The sequence below is a fragment of the Acinetobacter sp. Leaf130 genome (assembly GCF_001423205.1).
In the GTDB taxonomy this organism is placed as follows: Bacteria; Pseudomonadota; Gammaproteobacteria; order Pseudomonadales; family Moraxellaceae; genus Acinetobacter; species Acinetobacter calcoaceticus.
The window spans coordinates 20704-47446 of record NZ_LMOE01000008.1; the positions used below are offsets into that span (position 1 = coordinate 20704).

The window sequence follows — 26743 nt, forward strand, 5'->3', positions numbered from 1 at the left end:
ATGATTGATCTTAAACCCTCCATTAACTTTTGGCATGATTTTAAAAGCAACCAAATTGCCGGAATGTGGCTGTTTTTGGGATCAAGACGTTCTTTACAAATTGTACATCCATCAATTCTTCAGCTCATTGTCTGGGGAATTTTAGGGGGATGTACTAACTCTCTTTATAGCTGGCTTGTGGCTGGTCAAATCGGTGATTTCAATTCACAAGGTTTAATTGGTTACGCACTTTGGCCGTTTATTGCTTTAATTGTCGGTATATTTTTATCACAGCGCACTAACCAACCTCGCTTAATGCTAGTACCAGCTTTACTTTGGTTGGTTCTAGATACAAATATCTTATTAATTCAATGTTTAATTCAGTATTTAGGTTCTAACGGTTATCTCAACTTTATTCCAGATGCTATTTATAACGGAATTTTACCAAGCCTATTTGTGGCTTTGTTCGTATGGCAAAGTTTAGCGGTGATTTGGGTTTTCTCACGCGAGCTCAAGTGGCCTTGGTGGGAACGTGCACTCGTCATGGTTGCGACTATTGCGACGATGGTGGTGTGGCAACTTTCTGTAAAAGATCAACCGATTTGGAAGGTCGAAGATTCAGCTCCAACATTTGCTGAAGATGCTTTTTATGCACAAAGTAAGCTACTGAATGACTCGTTAGAGCAAGTCCAATATGGTGAGCAGGCAAAAAGTCATTGGTATTTTTTAGGCGTGGCAGGTGATAGCTACCAAGATGTTTTTAAATCGGAAGTAGTCCGTATTAAAGAACAGTTTGATACACGTTTCGGAACGATTGGGCGTTCGATGATGTTGGTCAATAATCCAGATACGCGCACAGAAATTCCAATTGCCTCTAAAACCAGTATAGAGTTAGCCCTACGCCGTATGGGGCAACAAATGAACCGTGATAGTGATGTGCTATTTCTATATATGACTTCACATGGTGAACAGAATCACTTTGAAATTGAAAATGCACCATTAGATCTAGGGCAAGTAGACCCTAAATGGTTGCGTGAAACACTTGATAAATCCGGCATTCGCTGGCGTGTGATTGTCATCTCTGCCTGTTATTCAGGAAGCTTTATTCCTGCTTTACAGTCTCCTGATACTTTAATTATTACTGCCTCTGCTGCTGATAAAACTTCGTTTGGATGTAATAACGAAGCGGACTATACCTATTTTGGTCGAGCTTTCTTTGATTTGGCTATGCGAGAGCAATCTTCGATGAAAGATTCGTTTAGTACAGCTAAGCAAACGGTAACCAAATGGGAAGTGGCTCAAGGTGTAGAACCTTCAGAGCCTCAGTGGATGATTGGTAAAAATATGGAACTTATGCTACCTCAATTGGAAAAGTATCTATTTCCTCAGCAAAATACTGGTAGTGTAGATATTGCTCAAACAAAAACAGAGGCCAAAAACGATGCAACTCCTGCAAAAAAACCGCTGCTTTGAAGGTGAGCAACGTGTTTACCAATTTGAATCTCAGTTATTAAAAGGGCCAGCTAAGTTTGGTGTGTATTTGCCACCAGCAGTTTTAGAAGGTAAACCCTGTTCAACCTTGTTTTATTTAGCAGGTTTAACTTGTACTGAAGAAACCTTTGCCATAAAAGCGCACGCACAACATATGGCGGCACAATTAAGCCTAATACTGATTACACCGGACACTTCTCCTCGTGGAGAGCAGGTTGCAGCAGGGGATAATTGGGATTTAGGTCAAGGCGCGGGTTTCTATATTAATGCAACGCAAACACCTTGGTCTGAGCATTATCAAATGGAAAGCTATTTGATTGATGAGTTATATCCACTCATTTTGAAAAGCTTTCCTGTAAACGCTCAACAAGTTGGTATCTTTGGGCACTCAATGGGTGGCCACGGCGCATTAACTTTGGCTTTTAAATATCCTGAGAAGTTCAAGTCTGTATCTGCTTTTGCACCGATCTGTGCACCAACTGAATGTGCATGGGGAGACAAAGCCTTTAGTCATTATTTAGGTGCAGATCGCGAAAGCTGGCTTGCTCATGATGCCACAGCTTTAGTCTTGAAAAATGGTGCAGTATTTGACGAAATTTTGGTTGATCAGGGATTGGATGACCAATTTTATGAACAGCTTCACCCTGAAAAATTTAAGCAAGCATGTTTAAAAGCAGGACAACCTTTAACTTTAAGACAACATGCTGGCTATGATCATGGCTATTACTTTATTCAAACCTTTATGGATGAGCATTTACAGTTTCATGCAATCCAGTTAGAAAAGGTAAATGGCTAATTAATGTTGCCATTCCACCTGAAATTCTTGTTGAGCCATGCGGTTTAGATGATCAAGCACGACTTTTTCTAAGTGGTCATGGTCATCTAGCTGACTATCAATAGCAACGTTTAGCTGCTCTGTTTCTGGTGCAAGCGTAATGGTTGCTGTAGGCATTAAAATTTTGAAATCTTGTTCAGTCTCTTGTACTTCAAATTTGTGTTTCCAATGATTAACTAGACGTTTTGCAATACGTTTGCCATCGTTTGTTAATAGATGAGTTGTGCTTTTCATTATCAATCCTCACATTACTTTAATGTACCTTAACAAATTCATTTAGCGCTTAGCATTCTAATGTTGCAACGTTACGTTGCAAGTTTGAAATGTTGCGATTTGAGCAAGGAAGAGCAGGCCAAGTAGGCGGTTTTTTGTTATAATTTTAAGCCTCTCCTTAAACTCTTAGCCAGGTCATCCACTTATGTCCAAGCCTTATTTGATTGCTCCTTCTATTTTATCTGCCGATTTTGCTCGTTTAGGCGAAGATGTAGACAAAGTGTTAGCCGCAGGTGCAGATGTAGTGCATTTTGATGTAATGGATAACCACTATGTTCCAAATTTAACTTTTGGTGCTGGCATTTGTAAGGCTTTAAAAAATTATGGAATTAAAGCACCTGTTGATGTGCATTTAATGGTGTCTCCGGTTGACCGCATTATTGGAGATTTTCTGGAAGCTGGTGCTGATATTATTACGTTTCACCCAGAAGCCTCTCATCACATTGACCGTTCATTACAGCTGATTAAATCAGGTGGTGCAAAAGCCGGTTTAGTATTTAACCCTGCAACGCCATTACACTATTTAGATTATGTACTTGATAAAGTTGACCAAATTTTAATCATGAGTGTGAACCCTGGCTTTGGTGGGCAAAAGTTCATTCCAATGACCTTAGAAAAATTGCGTGAAGCTCGTAAAATTATTGATGCGAGTGGTCGTGATATTCGTTTAGAGGTAGACGGTGGTGTTGGCCCTGCAAATATTCGTGAAATTGCAGAAGCTGGTGCAGATATGTTTGTTGCTGGTTCAGCCATTTTTGGTCAACCAGATTATAAAGTTGTAATTGATCAAATGCGTGCAGAGCTTGCGAAAGTAGGTAGTGTTGACGCTTAAAAAAGTATGCTTAATCAAGGGTAGGCTTGTGGATAACTTTGTTTATAACTGTATGGATAACTGTGTTGATAACCATATGGATAAGATGTTGGTAAAATAAACAAAATTAGATCAACTGCTTATTCTCTAGGCTGAATGTATGAAAAAAGAACGTTTTGGCGTTCTTTTTTTATGCGAGTTGGATATTTTATTACCTGATTTTTTATTAAGCTTTACTAAAAAATAACCAGTGCAAAAAACGATAATATTGTGTGGACGCCTTTTAAGAAATATATGGATGTAAAACTGTAAAAGTGTCATGAAAAATAAAGCTAAATTTGGTTTAATAAGTTTTTAGTAAGAGATCTAGATAATTAATGACGATAAAAATTTTAGCGGTAGATATGGATGGGACTTTTCTTAATTCTAAGAAGCAGTACAACAAAGCACGTTTTTTAAAACAGTACGAACAACTCAAACAAAATAATATTCATTTTGTGGTTGCCAGTGGTAACCAACTTGCAAAGCTTGTTACCTACTTTCCAGAAATTAGTCATGAAATTGCTTTTATTGCAGAAAATGGTGCACATGTTGTAGATGCAGGGCAAGAAATAGCTTTTGCTCATTTAAGTCAGCAACAATTTATTGAGACATTAAAAGCAATTGATTCAACCTATACATCTAAAATGGTGATCTGCGGAAAGCAGAGCGCTTATGTACACAAGTCTATGCAGGCCGATGACTATGCTAAGGTCGCTCGATACTTTGAAAAGCTAATAGTTGTAGAGGATTTTTATGCATTAAAAGATTTAGTGTGCAAAATCACTTTTATTGCTCAGAAAAACGAAAGTTTTGCTATTTTTCAAGATCTTCAGCAGCAAAGTTTTGTTGCAGATCAATTATTAGTTCCCGTTTCAAGTGGTTTTGACTTTATCGATCTTATTCTTCCTGACCAGCATAAAGCACATGGTTTGAAGCTTTTATTAGAAAAATGGAAGGTTGAACCTGATCAAGTCGTTGCGATTGGCGACAATAATAATGACATACAAATGATTAAAGCAGTGGGTTATGGGTTTGCGGTTGAAAATGCAGTAGAAGCTTTAAAAGCAGTAGCGCCTTATGCGGCTGCGAGTAATGAGCATGAGGGTGCATTGCAAGTGATCGATTTAATGCTTAAGCATGAAGCTCCATTTTCTTAATTGATGAAGATCAATTGCCTAGAGTTGAAAATTGTATATCAGTAGAAACTTGGTTATGCTAGTACTATTAAGATTATCCGTTTGCTCTAGGTAATATACGACAATGGCCCTACAACACCTACGCAAGTATGCTTGGTTTGTGTTCCTAATGACTTTGGTCATTGGGTGGAGTGGTGTGTCTATTGCTCAGACGCCTATGCAGTATGATCTTCACACTATGCCATGTCATAGTGAAAAAATGACTGATCACTCTGTACATGTTCAAGCAGATGATCAGACTGTATGTCATCAAGCCATGACCCAGTCTCTTCATTCGCACGGTGAGCATTGTAAGGACTGTAACCCCGTACATTGTCAAATTGTGAATCTGGCATTGCAGCAAGCTGTACCAGACCTTGAATCACAATTTGTTCCCATATCCTCTCAATTTAGCAGTATTTATCAGGCTCAGCATTTAGCCGGATACTGGCAAGAAATTTTACGTCCTCCTAAAGCTTAATCCTTTCTTACTTATTTTTTAATTAAAAAGGATTACAGCAATGTCTCATAAAACAATTAGCAGCTTAGTCGCTGTATTTGGGCTATTGGTTTCACCATGGTCCCTCGCGGCAATTAAGGAATATCACCTTAATATTAATGAACAACAGGTAAATGTTACTGGTCAACCGCTAAAGCGAATTACAGTAAATGGAAAATTTACAGCACCACTCCTTGAGTTTGAAGAAGGGGATGATGCTGTTATTCATGTGCATAACCAATTAAAGAATCAGGATACGTCTTTGCACTGGCATGGTTTGTTATTGCCAGGGTTAATGGATGGCGTACCGGGTTTCAATGGTTTTAAAGGAATCGCTCCAAACGGAGATTTTGTTTACCGCTTTAAGGTGAAACAAAACGGCACTTACTGGTATCACGCCCATAGTAAAGGCCAAGAGCAAGACGGTTTATATGGCCCACTCGTGATTTATCCGAAAGGGAGAACACCAGTTGCAGCGCATGAAAAAACTGACCGTGATTATGTTGTGATGCTTTCAGATTTTCATAATTCATCTAGCGATAGCATTATGAAGAATTTGAAAAAATCTGCTGAGTATTATCAAAATCGCCGTGAAACTGTATCTGATGTCTGGAAGCAGGTTAAAGCACAAGGTTTAAAAGCAACTTGGCAAGATCGTTCGATGTGGAACCAGATGCGGATGTTAAAAACCGATATGTCTGATGTGACGGGTTATACCTTCTTAGTCAACGGTAAGACACCGCAGCAAAATTGGACAGGTGATTTTAAGGCAGGCGATAAAGTCCGACTACGTTTCATTAATGCCTCTGCAATGTCATTTTTTGATGTCAGAATTCCAAACTTAAAAATGACAGTCGTGAGTGCAGATGGCCAGCCAGTCAAGCCTGTAGCAATTGATGAGTTTCGTATTGGCACAGCCGAAACCTATGATGTGATTGTTGAACCTAAACAGGCAAATTATCAGATTGAGGCTGAGTCAATTGACCGTAGCGGCTTTGCTATCGGTACTTTGCATGATGAAAATACTCAGGCGGTTGGTCCAATTCAAATGCCACAGCCACGTCCGCGATCTTTATTGACCATGGATGATATGGGCATGAGTCATGGTGATGGATCAAGTGATGAACATGCTGGCCATCAAATGAACATGCAACATGACATGTCGACCATGCCTGAAATCAAAAAAGAGACAAGCCATGCCAATCATGATCACACAATGATGAACATGAGCCATGACATGAAAAATATGTCATCTGAAGAACATGATCATTCTATGATGCAAATGAAGCACGACATGTCAGCGATGCCTGAAATGAAACACGATATGCAGGCAAAGCCATCTAGCGAGCATGATCACGCTATGATGAATATGAATCATGAAATGCCAGCTCAATCTGAAAGTACGACTAAAAAAGATGAGCCAGTTTATGGCTGGGCAAATGCTTCAACACCAACGGGAATGAAAGCACTGCAATATAGTGATTTGCAATCTTTAACACCTCAGCCAGACACGCGTGCACCAGAACGTGAATTAGTTATTCGTTTAGGCGGCAACATGGAGCGTTATATCTGGACCATTAATGGCAAGAAATTTAGCGAAGCTGAGCCATTACAAGTTAAATATGGCGAACGTATTCGCTTGAAGTTCGTGAATGACAGCATGATGGCTCACCCAATGCATTTACATGGCATGTTTATGCAATTGGAAAATGGTCAACAAGCTGAAAACTTACCCAATAAACATACCGTTATTGTTCCACCAGGAAAGACCGTTACTGCGTTATTGACAGCCGATGCATCAGGAGAATGGGCGATTCATTGCCATCTGCTTTATCACATGAGTGCAGGGATGATGAATAAGTTGATTGTGGCTCAAGTGAATGATGGGGCACAACCAACATCTCAAGCACCTGTTCAATCTGAAAATGAGAAAGGAGCTAGTCATGCGCATCACTAAGTTATTTTCTCAAATGATATGTTGCAGTGCTTTCTCGAGCGTATCTGTATTTAGTTTTGCTCAAGAACCTTTAACACATGATCATTTACGCGAACATGGTGGTCAGGTTTATCAGGCGACTACGATTGATACGGGCTGGACTCAAAATGAAGAGGGAGAAGGGAGTTTTTCTTCTGAATTAGAAACTTGGGTGGGAACGGATGAAAATAAATTGTTCATTAAAGCCCATGTTGAAAAGGCCGAGTCAGAAGATACTAATTATGGCGGTTCAGTGCTTTACAGCCGAAATGTAGCTGACTATTGGGATGTACAGGCCGGTGTAAACTATGAGCGTTTACAGCGGGAAGACCAAAAGCAAGATCGCTGGGCTGGTGTAGTTGGTTTACATGGCATGGCACCTTACTTTTTTGAAACCGATGCCTATCTCTATGCCGGTGAAGATCAGTTGTGGAAGCTAAGCTTAGAAACTGAAAGAGACTTACTCTTTACCCAAAAGTTGATTGGTAAACCTTATTTAAAAGCAGACGTTGTTTTTCAAGATGAATCTCGTTATGCCAGTAAAACAGGTTTATCGAGTTTACAAGCTGGCTTTCAAACCCGTTATGAAATCAACAAAAAGGTCATGCCATTTGTTGATTTCGGTTATGGCTATGAAAAAGGCTTAAAACAAACTGCTTGGCAAACTGGAACTGATTCTGAACATGGTTGGTATTATGGAGCAGGGTTAACACTTAAATTCTAATTGCAGAACAAAAAGTAAGCTTAACGACATGCCATTGGTTTATACTAATGGCATTGTTTTTTGTGTCAGTTATGGTGCACAGATGGCTTTAGAAAAACAAGAGAATCAAATACATTTAAGTAAAAGTGGCTCTAGTTGCGGGTGCTCAAGCATGCCTTCTCAGGAGTATTCTACCCCTAGTGAACCTGTGGCTAAGAAGAGCCAATGGGTGAGTTATTATCATATACCTCACATGGATTGTGCAGCCGAAGAGCAAATGGTACGGATGGCTTTAGCCTCTTACGCTGACGATATTCAGGAACTTAATTTTGACTTACCGGCACGCCATTTGGCGATTTATCACAGTGCTCAAGCTGAAATGATTACCCAAAGCCTACAACGTTTAGGATTAGGAGCCGAGTTACAACAAACGCAGCCACATTATGAACCTGTTGAAAAACCTAAAAAGGTTAGAGCCAGTTCTTCAATGAATGCAGCACAAAAGCAAGTTTTACAATGGTTATTACTTATTAATGGGGTCATGTTTGTCATTGAGTTTATGGCAGGCATTATTGCTTCATCGACAGGGTTAATCGCCGATTCACTCGATATGTTCGCAGATGCTGCAATCTATGGTATTGCCTTATTTGTGGTAGGTAAAAATCTTAATGCTCAATTAAAGGCTGCACATTTGTCAGGTTGGTTGCAGTTCGGCTTAGCCATAATTGTGTTAATTGATGTCCTGCGCCGCTTTATATATGGCAGTGAACCTGTTTCAATTTTGATGATTTTGATTGGTGGATTAGCTCTTGCAGCCAATATTAGTTGCCTTTATTTAATGAGTGACCATAAAGAGAGCGGGGCGCACATGAAGGCGAGTTATATCTTTTCTGCAAATGATGTCATCGTAAATTTAGGTGTTATTGTTGCGGGAATATTGGTTGCTATTACGGGTTCTCCTTATCCTGATTTAATTATTGGACTGATTATTGTTTTATTTGTTTTGAATAGTGCCCGAAAAATTTTACAGTTAAAAAACCAATAATATTTTCTAAGCTAGGTAAGCTTTAGATAGAGTTTGCCTTCATTTTTTATTTTAAAGTAAACTGAGTCCTCACATAAAGGAGGAACGACCTCCCCCATAATGGGTCATCATGTCGGGACGACCTGACAATATAAAAATTAGTGAATGTTATGGCTTGGGCTATTTTAATTTTAGCAGGTGTATTTGAAATCATTTGGGCATATTCTATGAAAATGTCTGAAGGTTTTACACGCTTAACCCCTAGTATTATTACCGTAGTTTTTATGATTTTGAGTGTAGTTCTACTTTCAATATCAATGAAAACTTTACCTCTTGGTACTGCCTATACGGTTTGGACAGGAATTGGCGCAATTGGATCATTTTTAGTGGGCATATTCTTTCTCAATGAACCAATTGGAGCTATGCGAATGATTGCCGCTGTACTCATTGTGTCAGGTTTGGTTTTAATGAAAATTTCGTCACCGTCCTAAGAGAATAAACTATGTTGCTGTCTTATAAGTATATCAATTCGCCTGTTGGGCAATTAAAGCTAGTTGCGAATGAAAATGCTTTAGTGGCAGTACTCTGGGACAATGAAAATCCAAAACGTGTTCGGCTGGCTGAGCTGGTCGAACAAGTTGAACATCCAGTTTTATTAAAGACTGAGCAACAATTAGAAGAATATTTTGAAGGCAAGCGCTGTGAGTTTTCTTTGCCATTAGATTTCGAAGGAACCGCATTTCAAAAACAGGTGTGGGCTGCGTTACTCACCATCCCTTATGGGGAAACAAGAAGTTATAAAGAGATTGCACTTCAAATTGGTAATGAAAAAGCTGTACGAGCAGTGGGCGCTGCAAATGGGAAAAACCCGATTTCGATTATTGCGCCTTGTCACCGAGTAATTGGTGCGGGTGGGGCATTAGTTGGTTTTGCTGGTGGTCTTGATAAGAAAGATATTTTATTAAAGCTAGAGCAACAATGAGCCGTTTTGCGCTCGATTTTTTTAGTCTTTTCTACTAAGCTGTTAACACTGATATTTCATGAAGAAGGTGCTTCATTGCATCGCTTTTTTGAAATATTGATCTTATTCATAACAAACTCTGGATGTTCTAAAAATGGCTGTCGGTGACGTAACAATGCCACAAATGCATGTGGTAAAAGGTGTAAAAATTGGCTCAACAGAAGCATATGTACGTTACCCAAACCGACGAGATTTAGTCATTTTTGAGTTTGCAGAAGGTTCAAATGTTGCAGGTGTATTTACCCAAAATGCATTTTGTGCTGCACCTGTTCATGTCTCTAAAGCCCATCTTACCCAAGGTAATCCTCGCTATTTAGTGATTAATACGGGTAATGCCAATGCAGGTACTGGACCTACAGGCTTGAAAAATGCTCAAGATACTTGCGCAAAATTAGCTGAGATTGCTGGGGTAAACAGCTCAGAAATTTTACCGTTTTCTACAGGTGTAATTGGTGAGCAGCTTCCAATGGAGCGTTTACTCGCTGGACTTCGACCTGCATTAAACACTTTGCAAGAGGCTGCTTGGTATGATGCAGCGTCTGGCATTATGACCACAGATACAGTACCAAAAGGCGCATCTGAACAATTTGAGCTAGATGGTATTACTTATACCATGACAGGTATTAGTAAAGGCGCTGGCATGATTCGTCCAAACATGGCAACCATGTTGAGCTTTGTAGCTACAGACGCACCTATTAGCCGTGATTTAGTACAAAGCTTATTAAAGACAACGGTTGAGCATTCATTTAACCGTATTACGATTGATGGCGATACCTCAACCAATGACTCTTGTATTTTTGTGGCAACAGGTCAGGTAGGTGGAGCTGAAATTACTTCAATTAACGATGCACGATATGCTCAAGTGTTAGAAGTACTGGCTCGTGTTATGAATCGTTTAGCACAGTTAATTGTACGTGACGGCGAAGGTGCAACGAAGTTTATTACTGTTGCTGTAGAAGGCGGTGGCAACACTCAAGAATGTTGTGATATTGCTTATAGTATTGCTCATTCGCCGTTAGTAAAAACCGCGCTTTTCGCATCTGACCCGAACTGGGGCCGTATTTTAGCTGCGATTGGCTATGCAGGTGTTAAAGACTTAGACGTGTCTAAAATTCAGGTATGGCTAGATGATGTACAAATCTGTAAAGATGGTGGAGCTGCCGAGGACTATACCGAAGAGGCGGGTGCGCGTGTTATGGCACAAACAGAAATTACTATTCGAGTTGATTTAGGACGCGGTCAGGCCAAAGACACGGTATATACCTGTGACTTATCTTACGACTATGTCAAAATTAATGCTGATTACCGTTCTTAAATATCAGTTATAATCAAGCCTCGACAAAGAGGCTTTTTTATTAGCCCCATCTTTTGATATTAAATGATTCAAGTTAGTAAATCATTTAAGCAGTAACGTTATATGCGAGCAGGTATGCCAGCATGAAGGATAGAGAAGACGTTTTATGAGTGATGCGACTTTAATTGCCAACGATGCAAAAAACATTGTACAAGCGCATTTAGACCGTTTAGGTGAGCCAAAAGACAACCGCTTAAGTGAAGAAGCAAAACAACAAAAGTTTGCTCAGATCGAAGCAGAGCTCAAAAAACGTGATGCTGTCCTTGTTGCTCATTACTATTGCGACCCTGAAGTACAGGAACTTGCCGAAAAAACAGGTGGGTGTGTTTCTGATTCTTTAGAAATGGCCCGTTTCGGACGAGATCATGCCGCCTCTACACTGGTTGTGGCAGGTGTTAAATTTATGGGAGAAACAGCAAAAATTCTGTCTCCTGAAAAAACAATTTTAATGCCGACACTCGAAGCGACTTGTTCACTCGATTTAGGTTGTCCGGTTGATGAGTTCACTGCCTTTTGTGATCAGCACCCTGACTACACCGTAGTTGTCTATGCCAATACCTCGGCTGCTGTTAAAGCACGAGCAGATTGGGTGGTGACTTCAAGCTGTGCAGTCGAAATTGTTGAGCACCTAGATAGCTTAGGTGAAAAAATTATTTGGGCACCAGATCAGCACTTAGGTCGTTATATTCAAAAGAAAACCGGTGCTGATATGTTGCTTTGGGATGGCGCATGTATTGTGCATGAAGAATTCCGTGCACGTGGCATTGCCAACATGAAAGCACTGTACCCAGATGCGGCTGTATTGGTACATCCAGAGTCGCCAGAATCGGTTGTAGACATTGCAGATGCTGTAGGTAGTACTTCTCAATTGATTAAAGCTGCACAGACTTTGCCAAATGAAAGACTTATCGTGGCAACTGACCGTGGTATTTTCTACAAAATGCAGCAAGCTGTACCAAATAAGATTTTAGTTGAAGCGCCAACAGCAGGTGAGGGCGCAACTTGTCGTTCATGTGCTCACTGTCCGTGGATGGCAATGAATGAACTCGATGGAATTTTAGAAGTTTTACAAAAAGGTGATCAGGAAATACACGTCGAACCAGCGCTTGCTGAACGTGCCAAAATGCCTTTAGATCGAATGTTAGCCTTTAGTGCATCGTTAAAGCGTTAAAAAACCTCAAAATGCTTGTTAAATATACATTTGATAAGGATTTTTAACTTTTTTTGACAATAGGTGTTGACGTCTGAGGGCGTCGCGCCTAGAATGCACACCGTACCGCACGATGTGCGATACAACAAAAGCTGAGATAGATCGGAGCATAGCACAGCCTGGTAGTGCACCTGGTTTGGGACCAGGGGGTCGTAGGTTCGAATCCTACTGCTCCGACCACTTAAAATAATATTTTAAGATCGGCGAAGTATCGCATGATAAGCATCATCGGTTAAGCGCCTGTAGCTCAGTTGGATAGAGCATCCGCCTTCTAAGCGGATGGTCACAGGTTCGAATCCTGTCAGGCGCGCCACTCGGTAGCTTGGTACATAGAACTATTTGATGGTGGATGTAGCTCAGTTGGTAGAGCCCTGGATTGTGATTCCAGTTGTCGCGGGTTCGAATCCCGTCATTCACCCCAATTTCGGAGCATAGCACAGCCTGGTAGTGCACCTGGTTTGGGACCAGGGGGTCGTAGGTTCGAATCCTACTGCTCCGACCATATTTAAAAGCGTTCAAGCTTTAGAAATATCCCAAATATTAAAAAGAATTTCTTCTTGTCTTAACGATAGAAGGAATTTTTTTGTTTTTATATATTTAAATTTTAATTCATACACACTCCAATATTTGAACTCATATCCTTAATACATATAACCTCTGTTCTCTGTTCTCTGTTCTCTGTTCTCTGTTCTCTGTTCTCTGTTCTCTGTTCTCTGTTCTCTGTTCTCTGTTCTCTGTTCTCTGTTCTCTGTCTGTTCTCTGTTCTCTGTTCTCTGTTCTCTGTTCTCTGTTCTCTGTTCTCTGTTCTCTGTTCTCTGTTCTCTGTTCTCTGTTCTCTGTTCTCTGTTACTGATATTTTTGTCTTAACTCATCTTTTTCTTTATCTGATAAAAATGCAATTTTAAGTCCATTGTCTTGAGCTGTATAAATTTGTTCAGGGGTTAATCCTGCCAATGGGGCAGCACTTAAATATTCATGTTGTATCTCAATGCCTTCTACAGCAGGGTCATCTGTATTAATGGTGGCAAGCACACCATGTTCTAAAAAAGTCTTTAATGGGTGCTCTGCTAAAGACGGAACTGTATTGGTTTGAATATTTGAGGTGAGACAAGACTCAATACCAATCTCATGTTTTGCCAAATAATCTAAAAGTTTTAAATCTTGAACTGCTTTAACGCCATGTCCAATTCGTTCAGCACCTAATTCTTCAATCGCTTGCCAAATACTTTCTGGGCCGGCAGCTTCGCCTGCATGTACCGTAATGTGCCAACCTGCATCACGCGCTTTTTTAAAGTGATCAATGAATAAGTTGCCCGGAAAACCAAGCTCATCTCCAGCAAGATCCAACGCTTTAATATCATTTTTATGGGCAAGTAGAGCATTTAATTCTTTTGCGCAGGCTTCTTGACCAAACGTACGGCTCATAATGCCAATTAAATTCGCTTTTACCCCGTAAATCTGACTGCCTTCTTTCACACCAGCAATAACCGCCTCAACGACTCCCTCAAGCGGTAGTTGATGCGTCATGCCCATGTAACCCGGCGAAAAACGAAGCTCTACATAGTCTAGGCCTTGTTGTGCAGCATCTTGCATGTTTTCAAATGCAATGCGTTTGCAGGCATCTAAACTGGCTAATACTTTTACGCCCCAATCCAACTTCGATAAAAAACTTAATAAGTCAGGTTGGTTGTCAATCACTTGTACGTGTGGACGTAAAGATTCAATGTCGTAGGCAGGCAAATCTAAATGGTATTGTTGCCCTAATTCTAAAATAGTTTGAATACGGATATTGCCATCGAGGTGGCGGTGTATATCTGTAAGGGGAAGTGTTTTTGTAATCATAGGCTTCTTCTTATCTGTTCGTATCCATTCATCATGCCTGTTTAGGGGCACTGATAAAAGTTTGGATTTGCTATGTTTTTGTGAAAAGGGGTTTAGTTGAGTTTTTTGAACTTAAGATATTCGTTTAAGTTTTAATTTTGATGACATTGTTCTGGCCTAAGAAGATAACGCAGTCTGTGTAAGATACAAGCACTAAGATTTTTATTGTTTTTAATCTCGCTGAGCCTACCTACTGTTGACTCTTTAACAATGGATTGGCTAAAGAATGGTCATTGGTATTTCGTCTGTTACTTGTAAATATGAGTGAAGGCTTGCTAAAGACCAAACTGATAAAGCGATTAATTTATCTGTAGAAATCTATTTCTGGCAAGTAAATGAAAAGAAGAAATAGGAAGCGTTCAAATGAAGTCGGTACTTTGTCATCAAGCAAAATTACAAGTGGTGGACCAACCGAAATTAACTCCTACAAAAGGACAGGTGTTATTAGAAGTGGTTCGATGCGGGATTTGTGGCTCTGATTTGCATATGCAACATCACTGCGACCACATGCATGATTTAGCCGCACGTGTCGGGTTTAATGGTTTAGCTAAGTCTACGGACCCGTTTGTACTGGGACATGAGTTTTGTGGCAAAGTTTTGGATTATGGCCCAAAAACTCGTCATAAATTTAAAGCCGATACACTCGTTTGTGCGATGCCTCTTTTAAATGTAGATCAGCATGGTTATTTATCTACAGGGCTTTCTCCAAATGCTTCAGGTGGTTATGCCGAGCAGGTACTTGCTCAATCAAGCTTGATGTTTGAAGTACCGAATGGCTTAAATGCAGATAGTGCTGCCATGACTGAACCTATGGCGGTTGCTTTGCATGCTGTTCGCCGTAGTCGTGTGAAAACCAGTGAGCCTGCGATTGTAATTGGCTGTGGTCCTGTCGGGTTAGGTGTCATATTAATGCTTAAAGCGGCTGGGGTTAAAACTGTGGTTGCCAGCGACTTTTCGCCAAATCGCCGTAAGCTTGCCGAGCAATGTGGTGCAGATATTGTGGTAGATCCTAAAGAGACATCGCCATTTGCTAACTGGAAAGAGTTTGGTTTGCTGGGCAATGTATCTGATGCAATTAACATGGGCATGGGGCTGTTTGATAAGTTACAAGCGACACGCTTACCGTGGTGGCATGGATGGCGCATGATTGATAAGTTAGGTGCTTTGCCAAAACGTCCTGTTATTTTTGAGTGTGTGGGTGTACCGGGTGTTTTACAGCAAATTATTGAAGGTGCACCTTTGTTTTCCCGAATTGTCGGGGTGGGCGTGTGCATGCAAAGTGACAAAATAGAACCCGCACTTGCAATTAATAAAGAGTTAGAAATTCAATTTGTATTGGGCTATACACCGCTTGAGTTTCGAGATGCGCTACATATGATTGCAGAAGGTAAAGTGAACTGTTCACCGCTAATTACAGGTGTTGTTGGCCTAGAAGGTGTTACGAGTGCATTTGAGGCATTACGTGACCCTGAACAGCACGCCAAAATCTTGATTGACCCGAAACGTAGTGGTTCAGATATTCAATTGATGAGTCATTAATTCAAAGTAAATTACGGTTAATTAAAAAGGTTGTGATCTCATTAATCACAACCTTTTTTTATGAGTATAAATCGCAATATTGGGTGTTCAATAATAGCTATAGAGCTGTGTTACTTTTTAGCTGCTCTAATTCGTGGTGAATCCAGTCAACAAATTTCTGAATGGTCGGTGTGATGTCTTGGCTCGAGTGAATCAGGTAGTACTTTCGGCTGCCTTTTAGTTTTTTATTGGAAACAATCACCAGTTCCTTTTTTTGTAGTTCAGACTCAATCAACATTTGCGGAATTAAGGCCATTCCCATGTCATGACTGGCAGCAACGGCAAGCATTGAAAATAACTCATGGCGTTGTCCATCAAAAGGCTTCGGGTGCTGCATCTGGTGAGTCAGAAACCATTCTTGCCAAATGCTAGGTCGAGTGGTTTGTTGCAGTAGGGGAATTTTTAGTAAATCTTCTGGAGTTAAATCATAGGTATTTTCATTGATCATCACTGCATCTGGAAAATACTTTTTGATTAGTCTTGGTGAGCAAACAGGTACAATTTCTTCATCCATTAAATAATGCGCTTGTATGCCGGGCCAGTGGTCAATTTGCTGCTGTGTGCCTGCAAAAATAGCAGCGTCAAAAATATTGTCATTAAATAAAAAAGGTTTGGTACTGGTCTCTAAGTGAACCGTAATTTCAGGGTGTTTTTGATTTAAAAGATGAAGTTTGGGTAATAGCCAGCGCGTTGCAAAGGTGGGAACCACACCTAACTTTAATGTTCCACCTAAACCCTTATGAGAAATCACATCTGCCGTACATTTTTCTAGCCCTAATAAGTAGGGTTTAATGCTTTTAAAATATTGTTGACCTGCAATGGTGAGTTCAACGCCATGTCGAGTACGTATGAATAATTCAACACCCAAGAAATCTTCTAACTGCTGAATTTGGCGAGAGACCGCGCTTTGGGTAATACATAACTCTTGCGCAGCATAGGTATAACTTAGATGTTTTGCTGCACTTTCAAAGCAAATCAGGCCCTGTATTGATGGGATGCTTCTTCGCATAAATAAAATCCTTTTATTTGTCTTCATATTTCAAAACAGCATATGACCTAAATGCAGATAGCAGAGTTTAGTCTAAAAATAAGCCATTTTTAATGAAATACAACGAATTAAATATCTAAATTTAATCCTACTTATTTTAAGTATGCATAAGTCGCATATCTGCATGAAGATTTATCGTTTGATTACTGCATTTTTCACGCATAACATCGAGTTAAATAAAGAAGATCAAATCAAGCAGAGGATGCGATGAATCACATGGTGACAACAAAAAAAGCAAAAGTTCAATTTAACTGGCAAGACCCATTTTTAATTGAGCAACAGCTTACCGAAGATGAACGTATGATTCGTGATGCGGCTCATGCATATTGCCAAGAACGCCTGCAACCACGTGTACTCGAACAATTCCGTCATGAAACAACAGATCCGTCTATTTTTCGTGAAATGGGAGAGCTTGGCTTATTGGGGCCAACCATTCCTGAGCAATATGGCGGTGCAGGTTTGAACTATGTGAGTTATGGTTTGGTCGCACGTGAAATTGAATATGTCGATTCGGGCTATCGCTCTATGGCGAGTGTACAAAGCTCATTGGTGATGGTTCCAATTCATGAATTTGGTACTGAAGAGCAAAAGCAGAAGTATTTGCCTAAATTGGCAACTGGTGAATACATTGGCTGTTTTGGTTTAACAGAACCTGACCATGGCTCAGACCCAGGCAGTATGATTACGCGTGCTAAAAAAGTTGATGGTGGTTATCGTTTAACTGGCGCAAAAATGTGGATTACCAATAGCCCAATTGCTGATGTATTTGTGGTTTGGGCAAAAGAAGTTTCTACTGAAGGTAATGTGGGTGATATTCGAGGCTTCATTTTAGAAAAGGGCTGGGAAGGGCTATCTGCGCCTGCCATTCATGGCAAGGTCGGTTTACGTGCCTCGATTACAGGTGAAATTGTAATGGATAACGTTTTTGTACCTGAAGAAAATGCGTTCCCTGAAATTCGAGGTTTAAAAGGTCCATTTACCTGTTTGAACAGTGCGCGTTATGGCATTGCATGGGGCGCAATGGGTGCTGCCGAGTTCTGTTGGCATACCGCACATCGATACACAATGGACCGTAAACAGTTTGGCCGTCCGTTGGCTGCAAATCAGTTGATTCAAAAGAAACTGGCAGATATGCAAACTGAAATTGCATTAGGTTTGCAAATAGCTTTACGTTTTGGCCGTATGAAAGATGAAGGTATTGCGTCAGTTGAAGGCACATCTTTAATTAAGCGTAACAACTGTGGAAAGGCGCTTGATATTGCTCGCATGGCACGTGACATGATGGGTGGAAACGGTATTAGTGATGAGTTCGGTGTGGCCCGTCATTTGGTTAATCTTGAAGTTGTGAATACCTATGAAGGCACACATGACGTTCATGCCCTGATTTTAGGTCGTGCGCAAACAGGCATCGCGGCATTTAGTAACTAACTCATTCATTTTTAAAAAATTGAGGTGTTCTTTCAAGAGCACCTTTAGGGTTTTGTACGCAAAAATTTATGGATAATGACAAGATTCATCGCAAGGATACTCATGTGAAGATGTACCTCTGTGTACTTAAAATTGAATATAAGATGATGAAAAATATAGAAGATTAAGTCATACAGAAAACATAAGTAGGCCATCGATGACTCATTTGGGAAAATGAGGAACTAAAGATGAACAATGACGTTCAAGTAATATCGAAAGAGTTAAGAAATACATTTCCAAGTAATCTTGGAACATATGAAAAGATTGGACCACATACATGGAAATGGGCGTTGCTATTTGCCTATTTTGCGATGGTGGTCGATGGTGTTGATATTATGCTGCTGTCTTATAGCTTAACCAGTTTAAAGACAGAGTTTGGTTTAAGTACCTTTCAAGCGGGCGCATTGGGTAGTGCGTCGTTGGCAGGAATGGGCGTTGGCGGTATTTTGGGTGGTTGGGCATGTGACAAGTTTGGTCGTGTACGGACCATTGCCAACTCGGTGACCTTCTTTTCGGTAGCGACTTGTTTATTGGGTTTTACGCAAAGCTTCGAGCAATTTATGGCTTTACGCTTTATTGGTGCTTTAGGAATCGGAGCACTCTATATGGCTTGTAATACCTTAATGGCTGAATATGTGCCGACAACTTACCGTACAACAGTATTGGGCACTTTACAGACTGGCCAAACAGTGGGCTATATTGCTGCGACGCTGTTAGCTGGTGCAATTATTCCCGATCATGGCTGGCGTGTTTTGTTCTTTCTGACCGTGGTGCCTGCTTTTGTTAATATTTTCCTACAACGATTTGTGCCAGAACCAAAATCTTGGCAGCTCACCAAAATTGAAAGTTTACAAGGCAATAGGCAGCCTAAAGAAATTGTGGTGGATGAAAAACCAAAAAGTAGCAGCATCTATAAGCAAATTTTTAATAACTTTAAGCACCGTAAAATGTTTTTGTTGTGGATGACTACAGCATTCTTCTTACAGTTTGGTTATTACGGCATTAACAACTGGATGCCAAGTTATTTAGAAACAGAAGTGCATATGAACTTTAAAAACTTAACCAGTTATATGGTGGGTTCATATACTGCAATGATTCTAGGCAAAATTTTAGCGGGTTATCTTGCTGATAAATTTAACCGCCGTGCTGTTTTCGTGTTTGGAACAATTGCCAGCGCCGTGTTCTTGCCGATCATTATTTTCTTTAATACTCCTGACAATATTTTGTATTTATTGATCACCTTTGGCTTCTTATATGGCATTCCATATGGTGTGAACGCGACGTATATGGCTGAAAGTTTTTCAACCGATGTGCGCGGAACAGCCATTGGCGGTGCTTATAACATTGGTCGTGTCGGGGCTGCTATTGCACCAGCCACCATTGGTTTCTTGGCATCGGGTGGTACGTTTACCATGGCCTTTATTGTGATGGGCGCTGCGTATTTTGTTGCGGGTATATTGCCAGGCTTATTTATTAAAGATCGTCAGTACGATCCACAAAGACAATCATAAACAATGACAAGAAGGTGCGTTGAGTACCTTCTAAAAAGATAAGGGTATCGTTATGGGTGCATTACAAGGAATTCGGGTTTTAGATTTAAGTCGTGTGCTTGCGGGACCGTGGTGTGGACAAATCTTGGCAGACCTTGGCGCAGAAGTGATTAAAATTGAACGTCCTCGAGTCGGTGATGACACCCGCATGTGGGGACCGCCATGGATGCCCGATCAAGATGGATACATGACACGTGAATCTGGCTATTTTCAGTGTACCAACCGCAATAAATATTCTGTTGCTGTGGACATTACTACACCCGAAGGTCAGGCTTTAATTTATGAAATTGCTAAGACTGCCGATGTTGTAATTGAAAACTACAAGACAGGGTCTTTGGCTAAATATGGTTTGGACTATGCTTCGTTAAGTGAGCTGAACCCGAACATTGTGTATTGCTCGATTACTGGTTTTGGACAAGATGGTCCGCGTGCGGAAGAACCCGGTTATGACTTTATTATTCAGGGTATGTCAGGCTTAATGAGCATTACCGGTGAGCCTGATGATGTGGCAGGCGGTGGTGCACAAAAGGTTGGCGTGGCTGTTGTAGATATTCAAACTGGTTTGTATTCAACCATTGCCATTCAAGCGGCCTTGATTGCACGTTCGCACACAGGGCGTGGTCAATATATTGATATGTCACTACTTGATGTGCAGGTCGCAGCATTGGCAAATCAGGGAATGAATTATTTAGCTTCGGGTAAAGCACCGCAGCGTATGGGCAATCAACATCCAAGTATTGTGCCGTATCAAACTTTTAAGGCCAAAGATAAAGAATTTATTATTGCGTGTGGTAACGACAAGCAGTTTAAAGATTTGTGTATTGCGATTGGTTACCCAGAGCTGCTCGAAAATGAAAAGTTTGTGCGTAATCAAGACCGCGTAAAGTATCGAAATGAACTGATTCCTTTATTGTCGAAGCACTTTTTGCAGAAAACTGCCAAAGAATGGGTCGAGATGATTCATGCGCTTAAAGTACCCGTAGGTGTTATCAACTCTATTGAAGATGCTTTGGCTGAACCACAAATTGTACACCGCAATTTGGTGGTGAATATTCCTCATCGTTTAAATGAAAACTTCCAAACCATTGGTTCACCAATCAAGTTGTCTGATACTCCGGTTGAATATCATCATGCACCGCCAGAGTTGGGTGAACATACTGCTCAAATCTTATCGAGATTTAAAACAGCAGAGGAGCTGGCTACGTTAAAAGAGAAAGGTATTATTGATGGAAAAATTGCTTAATTGATTGCTGCTTTTAATGTGATTTAATTTAAATAGAAACTGTGATTTGCAATAAATCACAGTTTTATTATTAAAAAAATAAGAGTTTTAATATTTAAAAATAAGCGGCAGCTCTGGTCTGAAATCATGAACCATTCCTTGAGGCTCATGATCAAAACTAATTTCCATTAAATGCTCTAATCCATCAGTCACTTCAAAACTATCAAGCGTATTGAACAGTAACGAAGTAGGGTGCTGTTCAAGGTTTGGAATAGAAACCTTAATTGCGGTGATTTCTGATAAATCTTTGCTATGCACAAGTGGTTGTTGTTTTTCTTTTGCAGCAAGGTCTGGTCGTGAAGCAAATGAAAGGAAGAACCACATGGGTTCAGACACAACAGAATCTTTGGCAACGTTCACTTCTAAGTTGGCTGGTAAATAGCTTGGCTTGTAAACCCAATGAGGAAATTTTGCACCGTTATCATCTTTATTTTTAGGGCGAAAACAAATACCAAAAGGGGACGCGATATTATCTTGAGCACTGAGTCGTTCAAAAAGCAGAGTGGGTTTTGTGAGATCACTTGAGGCTTCTTCTGGATTATTTAAAAAGATTAATTCGATAAAGCTATTTTTAAAGAAAAAGCGTATGTTTTCAGTACCTTGACCCGGGTGCTTATTGGGTGAACCTTCTGTTAGACCAAATTTCTTTAAAGTTTCAGCTTCGGGAGCGCCTGATTGTACACAAATAAAAATATGGTCCACTTCCATTTTAAGTTCTCATGTTAATTTTGATGAATATTAAATAATTGATTAATAGAATTTTTCATGTTTATCGCAAGTGTTTCATCGAAACCATCGACTAAAAAGCGGCTAATTAAGCCTTCAATCACCGTATAGATCAGCTCAGATAAGGCTTCACCATTGGGTATATTGCAGTTTTTCGCAATCAGTACTTTAATCCATTGTTTATGGGCTTTAGAAATAGAAATAATGTCTTGATCATCTTGGTTAGATTCAGCGACCGCTCTTACAAATAAACAGCCTTTAAAAAAATCTTGCCTAAACCAATTGGTATGCCAATCAAGAATTTTATTGATGGCCTCTAACCCCGTTGCATCTCCCACATAGCCTAAAAGACTTTGCTTAAACCGTTCATCACGGGCAATCAGTACAGACTGAACCAGTTGATTTTTATTTTTATAGTACGTGTACATGGTGGTTTTGGAACAACCGGATTCATCGCGAATCAGGTCGACACCAACCCCGACAAAACTATTTTCATTAAATAACTTCTCGGCTGTATCTAATATTTTTAAGGCAGATTTTGACATAAAACTTTTCCAAAAAATAAAATAGTACAGATCTGTACTATTTGGAATTTTATCTATATGCTTTTTAAAAAGCAAATTTTTGTTTGAGGAATACAACCCATGTTCTCGATCTTTTATGGCAAAGAAAAACTGGCTCCATCGCCCAATAAAATTGATATTTTACGAAGCCTTATTGGTGGAACATTGAGCATCTTTATACTTTTGTGGTTGAGTAAGCTCACACACAATATCTTTATCATGGCTCCGTTTGGTGCGACCTGTGTATTACTCTATACCGTGTCCCAATCACCTTTGGCACAGCCCAGAAATATTATATTTGGGCATCTTATCTCGGCTTTTGTAGGTTTGTTTTTCCTAAAATTTGTCGGAGTTTCTATTTTTACAATTGCTTTTTCAGTGGGCTGTGCCATTGCACTCATGCAAGTTTTTAAGTGTATTCATCCACCTGCTGGGGCCAATCCTTTGGTTATTTTGCTTACCGCGAGCAGCATACATTACCAGTGGAGTTTCTTGATTTTCCCTGTTTTGGTCGGTGCAGTGTCTTTAGTTCTGGTGGCGATGCTGATTAATAATATTAAAGCGAGCACCAAGTGGCCGATGTATGGCTTGGGAATTTTAAATAGTAAAAAGTAGGGAAGGCATGAAGTGTTTTGAGCTGAAAAATAATAAAAGTATTCACTATGCCAAGATAGTGAATACTTTTGAGTGAAATTATGACTTCTTCGAAATACGATCTTCGATGGCAAATTTGAGTAAAGAAGCACTGCGGTAAAAACCATGTGCGAACTTTCCAAATGGCATGGTAATAAAGAACGTCATGACCGTGGCTAAATGGAAAATCAGTAAAAGTGCCATGTAAGGGGTATTGCGAAATGCCATGAGTGCTAACCCTGAAGCGCTAACGATAAGTAGAAGGAAGATAAAGCCTCGATCTACAGGTTTTTGCTCGCGGTCACCATGTAATGGATGGCGTTTAAGGTTTAAATACAGCAAGCCAGATGGCCCAACCACTAGGCCAAGTCCACCCAAAGTACCCAAAATCACAGGTAAGCTAAAAATAGGGTAAGGCGCATGTAGGTTAAGGAAATAGTGATATAAAGTCGCTACACCTGTGGCTGCAAAGCAGAGCATAAAGCCATAAAAAGTAAGGTGATGGAACACGCGGCGGATTTGGGTATAACGGTCATCTTGCTCATTACAGCCTTTGCCATGCCCACCATCTAAATATTTAAGCGTTAATACATTTTGAGTGGCTTGAACAAGATCAGGTTTTTCAACTTTGCCATGAATGACTTTAGATGTTTGTCGCCAGAACTTACTAATTCCAATGCCGAGCAGAACAATCGCAACTGTAAAGGTCGCTCCAAAAAGTAGAGCTAAAAAGTTATGCGGGAAAATCGCATAGAAATTACCTTGGTAGCCTGCAAACAGGTCAGTGCCTTTGTACCACACCACAGCTAACATACATAAAAAGAAAATAAGTGTTAATGCCGAGACAAAAGGAATCCCGACAGACTTATAAAGTCGGCCTAAAGGCTGAGGGGTCGCAAACTCTTGATAAGTTTCTAAACGTACTTGTGCCATCGCTTGTGGAATATTTACACCAAACTCATGTGGTGGAGCGTATTGGCAAGCATGTAAACATGCACCACAGTTATGGCACAGGTTTGCGAGGTAATGAATATCGGCTTGGTTAAACTCAAGGCGCTTAGTCATCGCCGCAAATACAGCACAAAATGACTCGCAGTAGCGACAAGCATTACAAATCTGTAGCGCTCTTTGAACTTCCTGCTCATGGTCAGAGAGCTGAACAACTGGAATTAGGGCTTTAGTACTAGCATTCATGTTCAACTCCTTGTGAAAGTGCATAGTGGGCTGCATTTTTTCCGGCAATGCGTCCAAAGGTCGTTCCAATCGACATGCCGACTCCTGCGGTATAACCCTGACCGAGTACATTACCTGCCATCATTTCACCTGCGACAAACAGGTTGCGGCTGGCTTTATTGTTAAAACGCACAGCAGCATCGTCTTCGACTTTTAAACCTAAATAGGTAAAGGTAATGCCGGGTTTAAGCGCATAGGCATAGAAGGGTGGTTGATCGAGCGGAACGGCCCAATGGGTTTTGTTGGGAACAATATTTTTGGTGGTGCAGTCATCTAAAACCGTATGGTTAAAGGTACCTTGCACGCAAGATTGGTTAAATTCTTCTACGGTGTGGCATAAGGTTTTTGCATCTAGCCCGATTTTTTCAGCCAGTTCTTGAATGCTATTTGCTTTTACACCCGCAAACACAGGTGGCATAAAGCGACCAATGGCTTTTGAGTCAATAATGGAATAGGCAATTTGCTGTGGCTGTTTGGCAACAAGACGGCCCCAAATCGCATAACGTTTTGGCCAGAAGTCTTCGCCTTCATCGTAAAAACGCTCGGCTTTATTATTGACCACAATACCCAATGAAACACAGTCAATACGGGTGCAGATGCCGCCGTCATATAACGGTGCTCGTGCATCTACGGCCACGCAGTGGGATTGAGATGGGTCACCAATAATATCGGCACCTTGATCTATCATAAATTTGAGTAAGTTACCCTGATTAAAGCGGGTTCCACGAATAATGAAATTATCGGCAGGCCATTCGCCGTTTTCATTTTGTCCCCATGCTTCTCTTAACCATTCTAGATTTGACTCAAAACCACCTGCGGCTAATACACAGCTTTTTGCTTTAAACACACGACCATCTTCAGCAATTGCGGCTTCAAAATGTCCTTGGTTTAACTTTAGATCTCTAATTTTTGTGTTGTATAAAATTTCGATGCCAAGTTCTTGAGCACTACGGTAATACGCATTAATGAGGGCTTTACCGCCACCCATAAAAAAGGCATTGGTACGTGCAACATGCAAAGCACCCGATAGTGGTGGCTGAAAATTCACGCCATGTTTACGCATCCAGTCACGACAGGTCGCCGTGCTACGAATGACGAGACGAGCTAAGTGCTCATTGGTTTTTCCGGCAGTGACTTTAAGTAGGTCTTGCCAATATTCTTCTTCGGGGTAGGCATCCACCAATACATCTTGAGGAGCATCATGCATGCAGCGAAGGTTACGGGTGTGTTGTGAGTTACCACCACGCCATTCTTTAGGTGCTGCTTCTAGCACCAGCACAGAAGCGCCATTTTCCTTTGCTGTGAGCGCAGCACACAGTGCGGCATTCCCACCACCAATTACAATCACATCATGCATGGATTTCTCCCTTTCTCAGCTAGGGCTAATGTAGCTTTAAAAGAGAGGATGGAGTGAGAGGCTGAGTTTGAATGGGTGTTTAGTAAAAATAAACACTAATGGCTTAAGTGTTTATTATCTCCGCACCCGGCCAACGTTTTTCATTAATCAGGTTGGTCACACAGGCACGAATCACCACTTTAGTGGCTAAGGTGGCAGGTGAGATTTCTTCTTCAGATAAACTAATTAAATAGTTAATACGTTCAATTGCAGGTTCTAGAACGCGCAGTAAACATAAGTCTTGCCGAGAGTTTAATGCTGCACCCGCAGGTTGGATGGTTGCCATTTCAAGTTGGCTAATGCTTTCCATTAGCAAATGTAGCCCATCAATTTCATAGGCCACTTTAAGCTGATGAATTTTTTGTTCGAGCAACAAACGCAGCCCATGCCGTTGGCTCGGTAAAATCAGTGGAAGTTCTTTTAGTTGTGGATGGGTAATGGTTTGAGTGTCGATACAGCTCTCAAGGTGGTACTGGCTCAGCACTTCTTTTGGCGAGATTAAAAACATCTGTTCTTTGACTAAAGGTTGTATGGCCCACTGTGGGTCGACATCGTCACTAAAGATGATTGCAACATCGAGCTGTCTTGCATTAACCAAGGCTTTGAGATCACCCGATAAGCCTTCAATTAAACGGACTTTAATGTCGGGATAACGGTTTCTCATGAGTTTTAAAAAGTGCGTGCCTATAACCGACGCGACACTCGGTGAAAAACCGACGGTGACATGACCACTTAAGCGTGAAGAATGTGCAGAGTCTACGGCATGGTCTAAGTGTCTAAGCGCCAGTTGAACCTGTTGAAAAAAAGCCAAACCCGCAGGGGTGGGAACCGTTCCCAAAGCGGTGCGTTGTAACAGGCGAATCGAAAGCTCGCTTTCTAATTTTGAGATTTGCTGACTTAATGCAGAAGTTCCAATATCGAGATTTTTTGCAGCTTTACCCAAGCTTCCTGACTCGATCACCGCAATAAAATACTTTAATTGTTTGAGTTCCAC

Annotated in this window: 25 protein-coding genes and 4 tRNA genes; 21 read left to right on the plus strand and 8 right to left on the minus strand. The window is 40.7% G+C overall.

The genetic code is table 11. The features are described 5' to 3' along the window. Both ASF86_RS16100 and fghA read left to right on the plus strand, forming a co-directional pair. A complete protein-coding gene (locus tag ASF86_RS16100) occupies positions 1-1452 on the plus strand; it encodes a C13 family peptidase (protein ID WP_056483645.1) in 1452 nt (483 codons plus the stop codon). Then, positions 1421-2266: an S-formylglutathione hydrolase gene (fghA, locus tag ASF86_RS16105; RefSeq protein ID WP_056483648.1), complete on the plus strand. Its 846-nt coding sequence runs from the start codon at positions 1421-1423 to the stop codon at positions 2264-2266. Before ASF86_RS16100 ends, fghA begins: the two co-directional genes overlap by 32 nt. On the opposite strand, the gene ASF86_RS16110 is transcribed toward fghA, so the two are convergent. Further along, entirely contained in the window at positions 2267-2539 is a 273-nt protein-coding gene (locus tag ASF86_RS16110) for a DUF2218 domain-containing protein (protein ID WP_000843452.1), read from the minus strand. Positions 2540-2723: 184 nt separating this feature from the next. Here ASF86_RS16110 and rpe point away from each other — a divergent pair, with 184 nt between their 5' ends. The 14 genes from rpe to ASF86_RS16180 all read left to right on the plus strand — a co-directional run bounded on the left by rpe (position 2724) and on the right by ASF86_RS16180 (position 12894). Then, on the plus strand, positions 2724-3410 hold the full coding sequence (gene rpe, locus ASF86_RS16115) for a ribulose-phosphate 3-epimerase (protein WP_003655878.1): 687 nt from the start codon (positions 2724-2726) through the stop codon (positions 3408-3410). A 356-nt stretch (positions 3411-3766) separates the two neighbouring features. After that, positions 3767-4588: a Cof-type HAD-IIB family hydrolase gene (locus tag ASF86_RS16120; protein WP_056483651.1), complete on the plus strand. Its 822-nt coding sequence runs from the start codon at positions 3767-3769 to the stop codon at positions 4586-4588. Positions 4589-4691: 103 nt separating this feature from the next. Continuing rightward, positions 4692-5087 (plus strand): hypothetical protein, encoded by a 396-nt coding sequence (locus ASF86_RS16125; RefSeq protein ID WP_056483654.1) that lies wholly within the window; start codon positions 4692-4694, stop codon positions 5085-5087. A 40-nt stretch (positions 5088-5127) separates the two neighbouring features. Further along, entirely contained in the window at positions 5128-7062 is a 1935-nt protein-coding gene (locus ASF86_RS16130; RefSeq protein ID WP_056483656.1) for a copper resistance system multicopper oxidase, read from the plus strand. Further along, the gene (locus ASF86_RS16135) at positions 7049-7804 is read left to right on the plus strand and encodes a copper resistance protein B (RefSeq protein WP_056483659.1); all 756 of its coding nucleotides are present in this window, start codon (positions 7049-7051) and stop codon (positions 7802-7804) included. Before ASF86_RS16130 ends, ASF86_RS16135 begins: the two co-directional genes overlap by 14 nt. Positions 7805-7832: 28 nt before the next feature. Then, positions 7833-8828: a cation transporter gene (locus tag ASF86_RS16140; protein WP_056483661.1), complete on the plus strand. Its 996-nt coding sequence runs from the start codon at positions 7833-7835 to the stop codon at positions 8826-8828. A 149-nt stretch (positions 8829-8977) separates the two neighbouring features. After that, a complete protein-coding gene (locus ASF86_RS16145; protein ID WP_003655889.1) occupies positions 8978-9298 on the plus strand; it encodes a DMT family transporter in 321 nt (106 codons plus the stop codon). A gap of 11 nt (positions 9299-9309) precedes the next feature. Further along, a complete protein-coding gene (locus ASF86_RS16150) occupies positions 9310-9789 on the plus strand; it encodes a methylated-DNA--[protein]-cysteine S-methyltransferase (protein ID WP_005042982.1) in 480 nt (159 codons plus the stop codon). 133 nt (positions 9790-9922) lie between these two features. Further along, positions 9923-11143 (plus strand): bifunctional glutamate N-acetyltransferase/amino-acid acetyltransferase ArgJ, encoded by a 1221-nt coding sequence (gene argJ, locus ASF86_RS16155; protein ID WP_056483664.1) that lies wholly within the window; start codon positions 9923-9925, stop codon positions 11141-11143. A 145-nt stretch (positions 11144-11288) separates the two neighbouring features. Beyond that, positions 11289-12353: a quinolinate synthase NadA gene (gene nadA / locus ASF86_RS16160; protein WP_005042977.1), complete on the plus strand. Its 1065-nt coding sequence runs from the start codon at positions 11289-11291 to the stop codon at positions 12351-12353. A gap of 142 nt (positions 12354-12495) precedes the next feature. Next, a tRNA-Pro gene (locus tag ASF86_RS16165) sits at positions 12496-12572 on the plus strand. A gap of 56 nt (positions 12573-12628) precedes the next feature. Beyond that, positions 12629-12705: transfer RNA gene (locus ASF86_RS16170), tRNA-Arg, on the plus strand. 32 nt (positions 12706-12737) lie between these two features. Further along, positions 12738-12813: transfer RNA gene (locus ASF86_RS16175), tRNA-His, on the plus strand. 4 nt (positions 12814-12817) lie between these two features. Then, a tRNA-Pro gene (locus ASF86_RS16180) sits at positions 12818-12894 on the plus strand. A gap of 344 nt (positions 12895-13238) precedes the next feature. Here ASF86_RS16180 and add read toward each other — a convergent pair. Continuing rightward, the gene (gene add / locus ASF86_RS16185) at positions 13239-14234 is read right to left on the minus strand and encodes an adenosine deaminase (RefSeq protein ID WP_005042975.1); all 996 of its coding nucleotides are present in this window, start codon (positions 14232-14234) and stop codon (positions 13239-13241) included. Positions 14235-14636: 402 nt separating this feature from the next. On the opposite strand from add, the gene ASF86_RS16190 reads away from it, so the two are divergent. Beyond that, entirely contained in the window at positions 14637-15812 is a 1176-nt protein-coding gene (locus tag ASF86_RS16190) for a zinc-binding dehydrogenase (RefSeq protein WP_056483667.1), read from the plus strand. A 97-nt stretch (positions 15813-15909) separates the two neighbouring features. Here the strand turns inward: ASF86_RS16190 and ASF86_RS16195 are convergent, their stop codons facing one another. Then, positions 15910-16860, minus strand: coding sequence for a LysR substrate-binding domain-containing protein (locus ASF86_RS16195; protein ID WP_056483669.1), 951 nt, complete (start codon positions 16858-16860; stop codon positions 15910-15912). A 246-nt stretch (positions 16861-17106) separates the two neighbouring features. Between ASF86_RS16195 and ASF86_RS16200 the strand changes: the two genes are divergently transcribed. The 3 genes from ASF86_RS16200 to ASF86_RS16210 all read left to right on the plus strand — a co-directional run bounded on the left by ASF86_RS16200 (position 17107) and on the right by ASF86_RS16210 (position 21159). Further along, the gene (locus ASF86_RS16200; protein ID WP_056483672.1) at positions 17107-18327 is read left to right on the plus strand and encodes an acyl-CoA dehydrogenase; all 1221 of its coding nucleotides are present in this window, start codon (positions 17107-17109) and stop codon (positions 18325-18327) included. A 227-nt stretch (positions 18328-18554) separates the two neighbouring features. Continuing rightward, entirely contained in the window at positions 18555-19877 is a 1323-nt protein-coding gene (locus ASF86_RS16205) for an MFS transporter (RefSeq protein ID WP_056483675.1), read from the plus strand. A 52-nt stretch (positions 19878-19929) separates the two neighbouring features. Then, complete coding sequence (locus tag ASF86_RS16210) at positions 19930-21159, plus strand: CaiB/BaiF CoA transferase family protein (RefSeq protein ID WP_056483678.1); 1230 nt, start codon at positions 19930-19932, stop codon at positions 21157-21159. Between the two features lie 87 nt (positions 21160-21246). Here the strand turns inward: ASF86_RS16210 and ASF86_RS16215 are convergent, their stop codons facing one another. Then, positions 21247-21906, minus strand: coding sequence for a VOC family protein (locus tag ASF86_RS16215; RefSeq protein ID WP_056483681.1), 660 nt, complete (start codon positions 21904-21906; stop codon positions 21247-21249). Between the two features lie 14 nt (positions 21907-21920). Continuing rightward, a complete protein-coding gene (locus ASF86_RS16220) occupies positions 21921-22469 on the minus strand; it encodes a TetR/AcrR family transcriptional regulator (protein ID WP_056483684.1) in 549 nt (182 codons plus the stop codon). A 99-nt stretch (positions 22470-22568) separates the two neighbouring features. Between ASF86_RS16220 and ASF86_RS16225 the strand changes: the two genes are divergently transcribed. Continuing rightward, positions 22569-23102 (plus strand): HPP family protein, encoded by a 534-nt coding sequence (locus ASF86_RS16225; RefSeq protein ID WP_056483688.1) that lies wholly within the window; start codon positions 22569-22571, stop codon positions 23100-23102. Between the two features lie 78 nt (positions 23103-23180). On the opposite strand, the gene tcuB is transcribed toward ASF86_RS16225, so the two are convergent. From tcuB to ASF86_RS16240, 3 genes are all read right to left on the minus strand, one after another. Continuing rightward, on the minus strand, positions 23181-24314 hold the full coding sequence (tcuB, locus tag ASF86_RS16230; RefSeq protein ID WP_056483691.1) for a tricarballylate utilization 4Fe-4S protein TcuB: 1134 nt from the start codon (positions 24312-24314) through the stop codon (positions 23181-23183). Continuing rightward, positions 24304-25710: an FAD-dependent tricarballylate dehydrogenase TcuA gene (gene tcuA / locus ASF86_RS16235; protein WP_056483694.1), complete on the minus strand. Its 1407-nt coding sequence runs from the start codon at positions 25708-25710 to the stop codon at positions 24304-24306. The genes tcuB and tcuA overlap by 11 nt, the downstream gene beginning before the upstream one ends. Before the next feature lie 103 nt (positions 25711-25813). Continuing rightward, positions 25814-26743 carry a LysR family transcriptional regulator gene (locus ASF86_RS16240; protein ID WP_056483697.1) on the minus strand — a complete coding sequence of 310 codons (930 nt, stop codon included), beginning with the start codon at positions 26741-26743 and terminating at the stop codon, positions 25814-25816.